The 13,336-nt window shown below is 40.1% G+C and carries 12 protein-coding genes and 2 pseudogenes; 5 read left to right on the forward strand and 9 right to left on the reverse strand.

The window, feature by feature from the left end:
* Positions 1-351: 351 nt before the first annotated feature.
* From HWQ41_RS24415 to HWQ41_RS24430, 4 genes and pseudogenes are all read left to right on the forward strand, one after another.
* Positions 352-1,731 (forward strand): 1-acyl-sn-glycerol-3-phosphate acyltransferase, encoded by a 1,380-nt coding sequence (locus HWQ41_RS24415; RefSeq protein WP_292768736.1) that lies wholly within the window; start codon positions 352-354, stop codon positions 1,729-1,731.
* Positions 1,732-2,258: 527 nt separating this feature from the next.
* A complete protein-coding gene (locus HWQ41_RS24420; protein WP_292768739.1) occupies positions 2,259-3,203 on the forward strand; it encodes an XDD3 family exosortase-dependent surface protein in 945 nt (314 codons plus the stop codon).
* Positions 3,204-3,583: 380 nt separating this feature from the next.
* Positions 3,584-3,787, forward strand: coding sequence for a hypothetical protein (locus tag HWQ41_RS24425; RefSeq protein ID WP_292768742.1), 204 nt, complete (start codon positions 3,584-3,586; stop codon positions 3,785-3,787).
* Positions 3,784-4,051: pseudogene (locus tag HWQ41_RS24430) on the forward strand (type II toxin-antitoxin system RelE/ParE family toxin). The gene HWQ41_RS24425 and the pseudogene HWQ41_RS24430 overlap by 4 nt, the downstream one beginning before the upstream one ends.
* A gap of 23 nt (positions 4,052-4,074) precedes the next feature.
* On the opposite strand, the pseudogene HWQ41_RS24435 reads toward HWQ41_RS24430, so the two are convergent.
* The 9 genes and pseudogenes from HWQ41_RS24435 to cysE all read right to left on the reverse strand — a co-directional run bounded on the left by HWQ41_RS24435 (position 4,075) and on the right by cysE (position 10,816).
* Positions 4,075-4,680, reverse strand: a pseudogene (locus tag HWQ41_RS24435) (Uma2 family endonuclease).
* 51 nt (positions 4,681-4,731) lie between these two features.
* Positions 4,732-5,919, reverse strand: a complete 1,188-nt coding sequence (locus HWQ41_RS24440; protein ID WP_292768745.1) for a PD-(D/E)XK nuclease family protein — start codon at positions 5,917-5,919, stop codon at positions 4,732-4,734.
* A 386-nt stretch (positions 5,920-6,305) separates the two neighbouring features.
* Entirely contained in the window at positions 6,306-6,848 is a 543-nt protein-coding gene (locus tag HWQ41_RS24445; RefSeq protein WP_292768748.1) for a (2Fe-2S) ferredoxin domain-containing protein, read from the reverse strand.
* Positions 6,849-7,134: 286 nt separating this feature from the next.
* Positions 7,135-7,338, reverse strand: a complete 204-nt coding sequence (gene nifT / locus HWQ41_RS24450; protein WP_114083693.1) for a putative nitrogen fixation protein NifT — start codon at positions 7,336-7,338, stop codon at positions 7,135-7,137.
* Positions 7,313-7,600 carry a nitrogen fixation protein NifZ gene (locus HWQ41_RS24455; RefSeq protein ID WP_094327372.1) on the reverse strand — a complete coding sequence of 96 codons (288 nt, stop codon included), beginning with the start codon at positions 7,598-7,600 and terminating at the stop codon, positions 7,313-7,315. The genes nifT and HWQ41_RS24455 overlap by 26 nt, the downstream gene beginning before the upstream one ends.
* Positions 7,590-8,720: a homocitrate synthase gene (gene nifV / locus HWQ41_RS24460; RefSeq protein WP_292768752.1), complete on the reverse strand. Its 1,131-nt coding sequence runs from the start codon at positions 8,718-8,720 to the stop codon at positions 7,590-7,592. Before nifV ends, HWQ41_RS24455 begins: the two co-directional genes overlap by 11 nt.
* 487 nt (positions 8,721-9,207) lie before the next feature.
* Entirely contained in the window at positions 9,208-9,405 is a 198-nt protein-coding gene (locus HWQ41_RS24465) for a DUF2949 domain-containing protein (RefSeq protein ID WP_292768755.1), read from the reverse strand.
* A gap of 300 nt (positions 9,406-9,705) precedes the next feature.
* Positions 9,706-9,951 carry an Asr1405/Asl0597 family protein gene (locus HWQ41_RS24470; RefSeq protein WP_292768758.1) on the reverse strand — a complete coding sequence of 82 codons (246 nt, stop codon included), beginning with the start codon at positions 9,949-9,951 and terminating at the stop codon, positions 9,706-9,708.
* Between the two features lie 124 nt (positions 9,952-10,075).
* A complete protein-coding gene (gene cysE, locus HWQ41_RS24475; protein WP_292768760.1) occupies positions 10,076-10,816 on the reverse strand; it encodes a serine O-acetyltransferase in 741 nt (246 codons plus the stop codon).
* Between the two features lie 683 nt (positions 10,817-11,499).
* Between cysE and HWQ41_RS24480 the strand changes: the two genes are divergently transcribed.
* Positions 11,500-12,846 (forward strand): NAD(P)/FAD-dependent oxidoreductase, encoded by a 1,347-nt coding sequence (locus HWQ41_RS24480; RefSeq protein WP_292768762.1) that lies wholly within the window; start codon positions 11,500-11,502, stop codon positions 12,844-12,846.
* The last annotated feature ends 490 nt before the right edge of the window (positions 12,847-13,336 follow it).

Consider the following 13,336-nt stretch of genomic DNA (forward strand, 5'->3'; position numbering starts at 1 on the left):
ACCCCTACGAAAGATGTGGTTATTCACGTTACACATATTTACTATTTATTGTCAATGCGTAAGTCCTGAAAGCCTTGTAAAACCTCACCCCAACCCTCTCCTTAGTAAGGAGAGGGAGCAAGAATTTTGTTTCTCATCTGGTATATTTGCAACACTGAGATGCTCCCCAGAAAATACTCTATAAGTCTGCGTAGATGTGCTTAATTAAAATAATTCGTAATAATGCTCCCGGACTCGCTACCGCTACGCTAAGGTAATTCGTAATGTCGGGGCATTTTACAGCCGTTAAGATATCTTAAAAGAAATAACACCGGGCGATGAGAAATCGCGGCAACTTTAGGAGAAACTACTTTGGCAGATGTAATTTATCAAGCACAGCCACCCTTAGAATTTATTCCGCCGGCGTTTAACCCTTTATTTCTACGAGTTGTCCAGCTTTTACTACCAACTTACATTAACTGGCAAACAGCTATTACCCAAATTGAAGCAGAGAACGTAGAAGTTCTGGTGGATCTCTATCGCCAGTTTCAGGAGGGTAAGATCCGTTTTATGCTGGCGTTTCGCCATCCTAAAACAGACGATCCATTTTGTTTGAGTTACTTGTTTTCTCAACTCGTGCCAAAAGTAGCGCGATCGCACGGTACAATGCTACAACTTCCGATTCACGCTCATTTTATCTACGATCGCGGCATTCCTCTCTGGGCAGGTTCTTATGTAGGTTGGATTGCTTCTAATTTAGGTGCTACTCCGATTCAGCGCGGTAAGGCTGATTGGACGGGGTTACGTTCGGCGCGTAACTTGTTCGCCAATGGGAAATTCCCGATGGCGGCTGCGCCAGAAGGTGGTACCAATGGTTTATCAGAGAATATTAGCACCCTAGAACCTGGTATCGCTCAATTAGGCTTTTGGTGTGCTGAAGATTTGCAGAAAGCTGGACGCGACCAACAAGTTTTAATTGTACCAGTTGGGATTAAATATAGTTACGTTGATGCTCCTTGGGATGCGATCGCTAATCTTTTAAGTGAATTGGAAGCGGCTAGTGGTTTACCTGTGAATCCATCAGAATTTGCTTCTGTGGAGTCACTTTATCCCCGGTTGTTGACTTTGGCAGAACATTTACTTTCGCTGATGGAACAATTTTACACGCGGTTTTATCATCAAAAGCTGCCAGATGCTAAAACAATAGGAGAAATCGAAGATAGAAATGAAGCGCTAGCGGTTCGTTTAAAAGCTTTGTTAAATACAGCGTTGTTAATATCAGAACAGTATTTTGATTTGCAGTCAAAAGGTAGTTTAAGGGATCGATGTCAGCGAGTAGAACAAGCAGGGTGGAATTATATATTTAGAGAAGATTTTAAGGATGTAAAAGGAATATCTGCTGTTGAAAGAGCTTTAGGCGATCGCGTTGCGGAAGAAGCGAATGCGCGGATGTGGCACATGCGTTTAGTAGAAAGTTTTGTGGCAGTTTCGGGTAATTATATTCGGGAAAATCCAACGGTAGAAAGGTTTGCTGAGACGACTTTAATTTTATGGCAGATGATCGCTAAAATCAAAGGCGATAAAGCTGTGCGGCGTCCGCAATTGGGTAAGCAAAAAGTCAAAATAACTGTGGGTAAACCGATATCTATTTCTGAGCGCTACCCGGCGTATCAAGGGAATCGTTTGGCTGCTAGGCAGGGTGTTGCCGAGGTGACGAATGATTTGCAACACGCGATGGAAGGTTTGATTTGATTAGGAGGGTTGCATTTTTAGCTAGGAACCAGAATAAAGGTGTCAGTCGTCAGCAGGCTTATTGATTTCGACCCCTGGCTCCTGACTCCCTTAACTAGCAAAAGTGCAATGTAAATGCCCAAGTGTTCATCCGAATCGGATATTTTTTTCTCAAGTAGATCAATGCAGACAAAAAACTTCTAGCGATCGCGGGTTTAGATGCCCTGTACGGAGATGCTGGCAGGATATGATTTATTAAGCTTGTACAAACCCAAAAGTGTTTCAAAACTATCTAAGTAAATGGGTGCAGAAAATCTTAGGCTACTAGGCCCACTTGGGTTTGCTCCTATTTCACCTTCAATACAATTGGGTTAGATAAAAGCAATTTTCACTAAATATATCATTTTTTATTTGAGTTGTATAAAATTACCGTTAAGTTATCCAAATTATATTTTCAGAATAATCACGCTTTTATGTTTTTGTAATTCCAATTACAAATAGAGAAGTCCAGCAAATTGTGATTCTCTAAATCAATCAAGTTATAAATAATGAAAACTCAAAGCTTATTCAATTTACTCAAGGTTGGCATTGCTACTTTTGGAATCTTCTTTGTGGCTGGTCAAGCAGCGTATGCCTCCGACTTAAAGGGAACAGCATTTAGCATATCTTTGGAGTGTATGAACGACACGACTGGTCTTTTGCTCGGTCAAACCTCCACTGATGCTAACGGCTGGCAGTATGCACTTGATTCAAACAAAGATGGGATGAACGGTAATTACTGGGTTGGTGCCGCGCCAGGGACAGTAAATCCCTACGATATCTCTGGTATGGCTATCAAAGAAACTGCTACCAGTATCATTGTGGCAATCAATGGGAATATGAAGTTAACAGGAGAGGCTGAACAGGGTGCTGCCGGCGGTCAGATTGGATATGGTGATTTGTTCTTCAATATGGCCGGTAAGACCTTTGATAATGCTATGAGCAGCGGGGATTTGTTTGGTATTCACTTCTCTTCAGTGAATGCTTCAGGGGTACAACAACTAGGTGTTTATAGTGGTGTTCAGGCAAAGACAGTTACTGATGTCAAAGAGGGCTACACTGTTGCTACATATGGTGGTTTGGCAGGTGGAGGGAATTCTTACGAAAGTCAGGTAAAACAAGGTGGTGGTGTTGTCGGTTATGGTGATTTGACCAGTAGTTACTTTACCAATAACGGCCAGGACAATACATTTAATCTTAATGTCATTAAATCTGGAAATTATCTTGATGGAATCTCGTTTCTAGCACAGGGTAATGTAACGCAGCAGTTGCTAACCACTGGCTATGATGCCACTAAATTCAACGGCACACAAACCATTGCATTTGAGTTCAAGAAATCTGATATTGTCAAATCGACTCCTGAGCCTGCTAGTCTCGCTGGTTTAGGAATCGTCGGTCTGGCCTTGGCTGGTAGCAAGCTACGCAAGAAATCAATCATCGTAGCAATTGGGTAGAGACTATTCGCAATAGGCTTTGATTTATCTTCAGTGATTATGGACACGATAAAAGACTACATTTTTATCAAAAAAATGATCGCTGGAGTAATGGAATTTTGGATAAAGCTTAAGCGAAAGTATCCCAAGCTCTATAGATTTCCCCACTAAACATTAAATAAGTAAATTTCAATGCCCTTACTAGAAAGTAAGGGCATTTTTTCTCTCAGTGAGTTATCAAATACAAAAACTACTCAGGTAATTCTCTAAACCATCTCGGTAACGCTCATAACATTTTTAAAATCCAAGCAGACAAGTCGCTAGTTATTCTGCAAACTCTAGATACATCTGTGTTATACTGATGACTTTGATGAGCCATTAGAAGATTTCCAGGATTATATATGGAAACTACAACTAAAAGACAAGAGTTGTTAAAAGCAATCAATCAAAGACTAGAACAAGCTTATGAAGACACTTTAGAAGATGTTCTAGAATTGTTAGATATTAGGAAAGCAGAAGACCAAGAAGATATTAAAGCCTTTAAAGAAACGGAAAATGAACCTACTATTACTTGGGAACAGTACAAACAAGAATTAGAATCGTGACTTATCAAATAGAAATTTCTAATAGGGCTGCGAAACAATTAAAAAAATTATCTGCTGATATTCGAGATAGAATTAACGAGAAAATTCTAGAACTGGCTGACAATCCCCGTCATAGCGGCGTTGTCAAGCTAGAAAATACCGACAATAAATAAATATCGTATTCGTGTTGGCAATTATCGTATTTTGTATGATATTCAAGATGATGTGCTGATAGTGAAAGTTGTCAGAGTAGGGCATCGAAGAGATGTTTATCGAGATGAGTAGATTGTCAAGTTAATACTAAGTCGTCAATCTGCTTTTGCCGCGATTTTAAAATAATATCCAGAAAATATCTTAGATAAATCGAGTGAAAAATCAGGGAAACATGGCAGATTAACTGACTCATTTGGTAGATAAATCAACTTGCGACGATAACCAAATTGACCTTACAAATCTTGATAAGGTTCGCTGTAGTATTCTAGATAATAATCTACTAAATTAAATATCCAATAATCAGAGATATTCGCTTCTGCATAAATAGGTAGCTTTTCTTCTTGGTCATATTTTAAGGATGAATCAGCAATCTCAATTAAGAGTAAAATGTCAGATGGGCTGGGATGATTCGCTAGATAGTCATCATCTCTATTTTTTGCAATTACTCTATCTGGTTCAGGCTCACTATTGTTAGATAAAGTAATTGGTTGTTGTCCTCGCAGGGTTGCGCGATCGCCTACTAACTTATATAATTCTCGATCTAGGCGTGTTTGACAAACAGAGTGCGGTGTACCTTTTGCTGCTATCTGGATTATTTCACCCTTAATTAGCTCAACTCGCTCATCCTCCTCAAAGAAGCCGAGTTCAGCTAGACGGTGATATTCAGCTATAGTAAAGCGTTTAGAAGTGGCGAGACTCATAACAACTACGAGAATGCAGAGTTAATTTTATCTTAATATAGTTGTAACTGATTAAACTCCACCGATAGAAGATAATAATATATCTGGATCTTCTTCTTGATCGGGTTCTGTAGCTGCTTCGATACTTACACCCTTCCAAATAAAGTCAAAATATTGTTCTTGAACCGTTTTTAATTCCTTTATTGATTCTTGGAAAAATAATTTAATAGCAGATAGCTGGTCTTTTTCAGATAAAAACTCTTGTAAGCTTTTTCGATAAAATATAGCTGAACATGATGGTAAAATGGTTAAATTCTCAGGAATCCATATATTGGGTTTATCGTTAATTACTTTCTGCATGGATTTAATAACTTTTGAGTGTTCTCCAAAACCAGGAGAAACTTCTAAACATATACCTAGATATGGATATTCCGCGAAACTATCTGGATTTAAATTGAAGTATCCAAGACCACACCAAAAATTACCGCCTGAGAACTTAGTATAGATAATATATCTACTACACCATCTCCATTGAGTCATGCTTGGTGCGCCTTTGATAACACCTCCAAAAGCTAGCTTGAATTCACGCTGTACTTCTTCATTGAGAGTTGATTCCATTAAATGGAGAGTTTTGTTAAAGTTCACCATTGTCAATAAGTCAACCGATGAAAATTGATTTGTGTGAGACATTCCATTTTTCCTCATGAAGATTAATATTTCTTGGGCTAAGATATCAAATGCGCGTTTTTCCAGGAAGTTATAAAATTGATACCACCTCAGTTGGAATAAATTTATCTTGGGTGATAACTCAAGGCAATATTCTTTGATTGCTGGTTTTGGATCATCATCTTTTGGGTCATCATCTTTTGGGTCATAATCACGGGTGATGTAAATTAAAATTCGATGTCTAACGTTTGGTAAGTTACTCAAAATATCAGCATATTTTTTTAAAGCATTATTTCCATCCTTAGCGGCAATTTTTGATTCAATAAATATTACATCTGTATTTAAACCAGTTGAAAGTTCAACCGCAATATCAAGTCTGCTATTATCTAGATGGTTTTCAAGTCCTTTGTGTTCTTGTTGAGTTGAAATCTTGATGCTGGAATAATTATCATCACTGATAATTGAGTCATGTTTTAGCCAACCAAGTAGAATATCATTATTCAGGGATAAAAAATAAGCAACAATCTCAGTAAAAAAATCTTCACGCGGTTTGTTTCCTAAATGCAGATTGAGTAAATTGGTAAACAAAGACATTTATTTTTAAGTATTTAAGGTAATTCCAAAAAAGTTATACAGAATAACTAGGAGGTGCGTCTCGGTTTTGCAAATATACCGGGCGATTAGAAATCGCGGCTACACAAACAAAGTCCACCTCCGTGGACTAAGAAAAAATCAACAGTTTTTAACCTGCCTCCGCAGGTTTTGTATTTCGACTGCGCTCAACACAAGTCTGTGTAGCCGTGACTTCTAGTCGCCTGGCTAGTAATAAATTAGACTTTTCAAACTAACGTTGCAGCAGTTATAACTTAGCCGATCGCAGTTTGACAAGAGTGCTATATAAAGAATATTTACAACAAATAGGGGTAAAATTTTACCCCTACAAAGTCGTGTATTATTTTAAGAATAGCTAGAGAAGGTTATTATTCTGTTAAGTGACTTTCTAGCAAAGATGCGATCGCTTCAGGATGAATATTCTTGTATTTCTTTTTACCAAGTTGTAAAACACAGTTGGGGGCGCTGCTACAGCATTTTTGGCAACTAGTATGTTCAATGCTAACTTTGTCTAACAAACCGCGATCGCACAAAGTTTTTTCTAATTCCGATAATAACCCTTTACCACCACGCTTGAGGCAACCGCCCTTTTGACATACCATAATCCTCGCTTTGGTTTGAGGTGGTAAATCTTGCTTTGGACACACATCAATTGGTGTCACCCGATAGGCTTTGATTTTAATTTTACTTGTGTGCGAGTCTACCTTACTATGACCACAAACGCGAATTTGCTGACCAGGAACTAAGGATAAACTTAGAGAACGGCGTAACTCTTTAGGCAATTTTATTTCCACATTTCCAGATGGAACTGCCAATTGTAAGTATTTATATTTTCCTGGTTCACCACCAACAAAACCTAGTAACTGTCCCTCAAGGTTCAATTCTGATAACGTCAAATACTTGTCACCCATGATTGATAAAAAGTTAGGAGTTAGTCATTAGTCATTAGTCATTAGTTAAGAGTTATAAGTTAGGAGTTAAAATTCATAACTCATAACTCCCCACTTCTCAAATCTTGCACCTGCTCCATCTCCCGCCAAGAAATAAATTTCTTGGCTAATAGCTTAACTCCACTAAAGTGGACTAAAAACCTTACTTAGTCTTCTTTAGAAGACTTTAGCTATTAGCCTCAGAATTCATTCTGAGGCGGTTGTGGTAACTGGTGTAATATTTGAGACTCCCTGCTCCCCACTCTTGTTACGCGAGGCGTTTAGCTTCTACAGTTTGGGGTAAATTTGCTGTATCTGGCAAATCACGAAATTCCAATTCCCAACCATTTGCTAGGGTGAGAATCTTGCCATCATTTCCATCAGTTTGTTTGACGACTTCTTCTTCCAGGTCTTTTTTAGCAACGTAAACTACTAAAGTACCGGCATCATTCATGCGTAGCATTACTTTCATGAGATTCCTCAACAGATTCTAGTTCTTTTTTCATACAGCCGACGACGAACCCTGTTTCTAAGAAATGCACAGCATAGATATACGAAGTCTGCAAATATGTGCCTATACTCGCTATATAGCCGATATCTCCCTTGTTTACTAAAACTTGGCCGACTTCCTTACCAGGAAAAGTACCATCGTTTTTGAGCAGTTTACGAACTCTTACTTTTTCACCAATTTCAAAAGCTGGTGGCAAGTTTAGTTCTAATTCATCACGTTGCATGAGAGTACCTCTGTTCTCTGACCAAATTCAATAGTTCTTCTGTCGTCAAACTGCGTTTTTTCTGTACCGATTGATGACGCACTGCGTCTAAAACAGACTGGGTTTCTTGTGAGTTCAAGAAAATGCCATGCTGCTCTAGCAAGTTTGAAACCAAATGCCGTCCAGAATGTTTACCTAATACTAAACGCCGTTCCCAACCCACCTCTTCGGGAGCAAATGGTTCGTAGGTAATGGGGTTTTGCAATACTCCGTGAGCATGAATGCCAGATTCGTGAGCAAAGGTATTTTCGCCGACGATCGCTTTCCAGGGTGGTACACTAGCACCTGATGCGGCTGCAACTAGTTGAGACAGTTCCAGCAGACTGGGAGTGTCAATGCCCAAATCAACGCCGTAGATGCGTTTGATAGCCATGACAACTTCTTCTAGAGCTGCATTTCCCGCCCTTTCACCTAATCCGTTGACTGTGGTATTCACTGATAATGCTCCGGCTTTAATACCAGCAAGGGCGTTGGCAGTTGCTAGACCAAAATCATTGTGCGTGTGGATTTCTAGGGGAATCATCAACGCTGAAACCAGCCGCTTGACCTTTGTGTAGGTGGTGAAAGGGTCGAGAACTCCTACGGTGTCGCAGAAACGGAAGCGGGATGCACCCCACTCTTGGGCATAAAGCGCTACATCTAAGAGGAAGTTTTCATCAGCCCTGGAAGAATCTTCTCCGCCGACTGCTACCCAAAGACCTTGATCGAGGGCGAAGCTGATAGAGTCTTTGAGCTTTTGCAAACTTACTCGCCATTGACCGTGGAATTTGGCGGCGATTTGGATACCAGAGACGGGAATGGCAATATGCACCCGGTTCAGTCCGCAGGCGATAGAAGCCTTAATATCTGAGATGACGGCGCGGTTCCAGCCCAGGAGTTTTGCTTGTAAACCTAAGTCAGAAATTGCGGCGATCGCTCGTGTTTCTTCGTCACCCATTGCCGGTATACCCACTTCTAATTCGGGTATACCAATGGCATCGAGAAATTTAGCGATCGCAACTTTTTCGTCTAGGGTAAAGGCAACACCTGCTGCTTGTTCACCATCACGTAATGTAGTGTCATTAATTATGATTTGATTCATTGCAAATATCCCTCTCTTGGAAGTATTCTTAATATCCTTTCTCTCTACAATCCCCAGCGATGGCAAATGCTAAAAATATCACAATTCATAATGTAGGATACATGATCCTTAATTATTGCCCCATTATTAGCATCACATCTGTATGGCAGGGAACTAAAACCATGTATAATTTACTAATCGTTTTTACCGATGTCAGTTGAAATTTGTTCGAGTAGCAACGAACTAATATAACTATTAGCAAATCCTGAACAAAGTAAGACACATAATCCAGCAATTAAGGATGTAATCATCTTAGTAACCTCATATTTTCTAGAGCATTGGGGTGTAATTTAAACCTCGTCCATTTTGAAACCTGGAGTAGTGCGGGCATCTTGCCCGCTACTATCGGCAGGGAGCAAGATGCTCCCACTACTTTTAAAACTATGGTTCTCAAAATAGATGTAATTTAGGCAGATAACGGTACTCAAAGCTAAAGGGTAAAAATTAGCTAACTGTGTTCTGCTAGCCAATCAAAAATCTTTCCTAGCTGCTCCAAGTCAACTAAACCATACTGCCAGAGGAGCATCGGTAGTGGGCCATTTTCTAATTCCCGGTGTCGCAGAGCTACAGCAATATCCGCATTTGAAAGTTCAAGTTCATTGTGCAAAAAATTGAGGAGTTTTATATTTCTGTTACGAGTCGCCATAATCGAACTTTCAATTTTTTAATTGGGAAAATAATTAAAAATCAGAAACTCCAATTTTATTTGGGAATTTCGCCTTCTTAATTGTTGCTATATGTCAGGAAAACTTCAGATTTAGTAGACTAAACAAAATCTAAAACTCGGTTAATCTCTCTTAGTCTGCAACAAAATCTGCTAGCGTACAGTAGCTTCAACTTCTAAATCTATTCGAGCTTTGTGCATCTATGAACAAAAAGTATGAAGTGCAGTGCTTGCGTCATGAATTCAAGATTAATAGTGTCTGAATTAGTCTTACAAAAAGACTCAGGACTCATCGCTGTAATGCCAGCAACGCTCTAGCCACTCTAATAATTCGTGACGAGAAGCAAGAAATTGCATAACTATACTGCGAATTAGAATTACTTCTAGCAAATTGTTCACTTGCACTCGTAAAGAACCATCGGGGGGACAGGAACTCTTAATTTTTAACTCTTGCAAACGGTGATAGATTCGCCAGCGATCGCTCAAAGGAATCTGCAAAACTTGATCGCCTAAAGTGTGATTTGTCATTTGTCCTTTGTCCTTTGTCGGTTGTCGGTTGTTGGTTGTCCTACCCTGCGGGTTCGCCTTTGGCGTTCTCGTAAAGTAGCCGCTGGCGCGTCTATGTCATTTGCAAATGACCAATGACCAATGACTAATGACTCTTAACGCCTAAAGTTTGCAGTTGCTTTTCGAGTTGCTCTATGCGCGAGAGCAAAGAACGAATCACGGTTGCTTCTACATCGGGTAGCTTTCCATGCTCTAAAGGAGAAAGGCTGGCGCTTTCGTTCCGAGAAATAATTCGGCCGGGGATTCCCACAACTGTGCGATCGCTCGGTATATTCTGCAAGACAACCGAACCTGCACCAATACGGACGCGATCGCCAATTTGCAGATTACCTAAAACTTTTGCACCCGCCCCGATCACTGCATTTTTGCCCACTGTGGGATGACGTTTACCAGTTTCTTTACCAGTTCCGCCAAGGGTGACGCCCTGATAAATTAATGTGTAGTCGCCGATGATCGCAGTTTCGCCAATGACAACACCCATTCCGTGGTCGATAAACACGCCCTGACCAATCTCTGCACCTGGATGAATTTCAATTCCGGTCAAAAATCGCCCCAAATGAGAAATTAAACGGGGGATAAAACTCACACCTCGACAATGTAACCAGTGAGCAAGACGATGCAAACATAGCGCGTGCAATCCAGGGTAGCAAAACACCACTTCTAGCCAATTACGTGCTGCTGGATCGCGCTCAAAAATAATGCGAAAATCACTCAATAATGGCTCAAAAAAAACGCCAGAGAGTAAATTTTTCAGCATGGATGTATGTGCAGAATCCTGCGTTTTGGTAGTCTGGCGAGCGCTAATACTGTCTAAAGACTGTTGCATCGGTAATGTCTATCTGGTAAAAAGAGCTATCTGCTATTTTTATGCTTATATCAGGTGACTTCCAACTTGATAGAAAACCCAATGCTGATTGGATTTATTGGATTGATTAAAGTTGTACTCAAACGCCAAAACCCCGACTCAAGATAAACTGGAAATTTGTCTTGGGTTAGGGGCGCTAGTATTTAATGATGGGGGTACTAGTATTTTTGGGGCAGGGTTTAAGAATTTCTGTACTCGTTACAAGAAACTTTACCCGTAAGCCTTTGCAAACATTTCGTCAAGATATTTTGCAATATATTAAGCTGTACTCAGATGCACTCAAACATGAGTTAGATGAGACTACAAATCAATATTCTGTATCTCCTATTACTATTAGTATCTTATTATTTGGATAGGCGAAAGACAGGTTTCTTTATTTTCTTTTAGGATTTGCTGTCTGTATGCACATATACGTTTCAAAATATAGTTATCGCTCATAGTGAATATCTTATTATATAGATGTGTTGAAGAAAATCATTGCAATGAGTGTAAATCTACCTGCTTGCAGAGTTGGGGGTAAGAACTAACTTTGAATACTTTTGTTATTTTTTCAATTGTTCTAAATAAGCAGCAACCTCCATCATAATGCTGTTACATCTTTGTGAAGAATAGTTACAACTTCTTAACACAAGGAAATATTTTGTATGGTAGTCTCACTTGAGAAGAATGCACCACATCAGGTTGTTATCGTTGGTGGTGGTTTTGGTGGACTGTATGCAGCAAAGGCTCTGAATGCAGCGAATGTAAATGTTACTCTCATTGATAAACGTAACTTTCACCTATTTCAGCCGCTTTTATATCAAGTTGCCACAGGTGCGTTATCACCTTCTGATATTTCCGCACCATTGCGATCCGTATTTAGCAAAAGCAAGAATACAAAGGTGTTGTTGGGAAAAGTGAATAATATTGATCCAAAAGCGCAACAAGTTATTTTGGGTGATGAAGTAGTACCTTATGATACTTTAATTGTTGCCACAGGTGCTAACCATTCCTATTTTGGTAAGGATAACTGGAAAGAATTTGCTCCTGGCTTGAAAACTGTGGAAGATGCGATAGAAATGCGTCGCCAGATATTTGGCGCATTTGAAGCAGCAGAAAAAGAAACTGATCCAGAAATTCGCCGTGCTTGGTTGAGTTTTGTGATTGTGGGGGGTGGCCCGACTGGTGTAGAATTAGCAGGTGCGATCGCCGAGTTGGCATACAAAACTCTCAAAGAAGATTTCCGCAGCATCGACACCTCAGAAACGAAAATTTTACTATTACAAGGGGGCCCTCGCATCCTCCCACACATTGCGCCAGAGTTATCGGCATCAGCAGCAGTATCTTTGCAAAAGTTGGGTGTGGAACTCCACACTCACACCAGAGTGACAAATATTGAAGGTGGTATCGTTACTTTCAAGCAAGGCAATGAATTTACAGAAATTGCCTCAAAAACTATATTGTGGGCAGCAGGTGTCCAAGGTTCCCCAATGGGGAAAGTCTTAGCAGAAAGTACAGGTGTAGAGTGCGATTACTCTGGACGTGTAATTGTAGAACCTGACTTGTCTATTGAGGGTTATGACAACATTTTCGTAATTGGAGATTTAGCTAACTTCTCCCACCAAGATAGTAAAGTCTTACCTGGTGTTGCACCCGTAGCTAAACAACAAGGAGAGTATGTAGGTAAACTAATTCAACGACGGCTTCAAGGTAAGACTTTGCCACAATTTCATTACAACGATGTGGGTAGTTTGGCGATGATTGGGCAAAATTTAGCTGTTGTAGATTTAGGCTTCATCAAACTCACAGGTTTCATTGCTTGGGCATTTTGGCTATTAGTTCACATCTACTTCTTAATCGAGTTTGACACTAAATTACTAGTAGTAATTCAGTGGGCGTGGAATTATATCACTCGTAATCGTCGCTCTAGATTGATTACAGGTCGAGAAACTGCTGTAGAACCAAAAACTGTTAACAATAGCGTGCAAGAGCCTTCTGTGACACCTCTGTAACTTCAGGTATCACAGCATTAGTCAACGATGAAGGGGCTATTAGAGTGATGAGTGCCGCGTGGTGGCAAATCTTGGGCGAAGATTAGCTGTTCCAGGAAAAGAATATGGGGATGAGATACCGCCCTAAGCAATTTTGGCAATTTGGCACCTTATGACATCGAGTTGCAGTTTCAATGGAGATATCAACACAACGGGACAGTAAAGAAGTTGTACAGGGGATATGGCAAAACTTCCCGCTTCTGGTGTCCCAGCTATGCCAGTTGTCAAATGAGTGCTGTAGAATAGCTCTACATAATTGATACAGCGCTCAACAGAGTTCAGTTCCCGCTCTGCAACTGGCTAGAAATCAACAAAACCAAATATAGCCCAGATGCCAAAACCCTTGTCAGTGGTAGTCTTGACAACACCATCAAAATTTGGGTGGATTCATCCAGTTCAAAGACTCGTTAACGGAGTTCAGAGGTGGATTCATCCAGTTCAAAGACTCGTT

This window comes from Nostoc sp. NOS(2021) (genome assembly GCF_017115025.1).
Lineage (GTDB): Bacteria > Cyanobacteriota > Cyanobacteriia > Cyanobacteriales > Nostocaceae > Nostoc.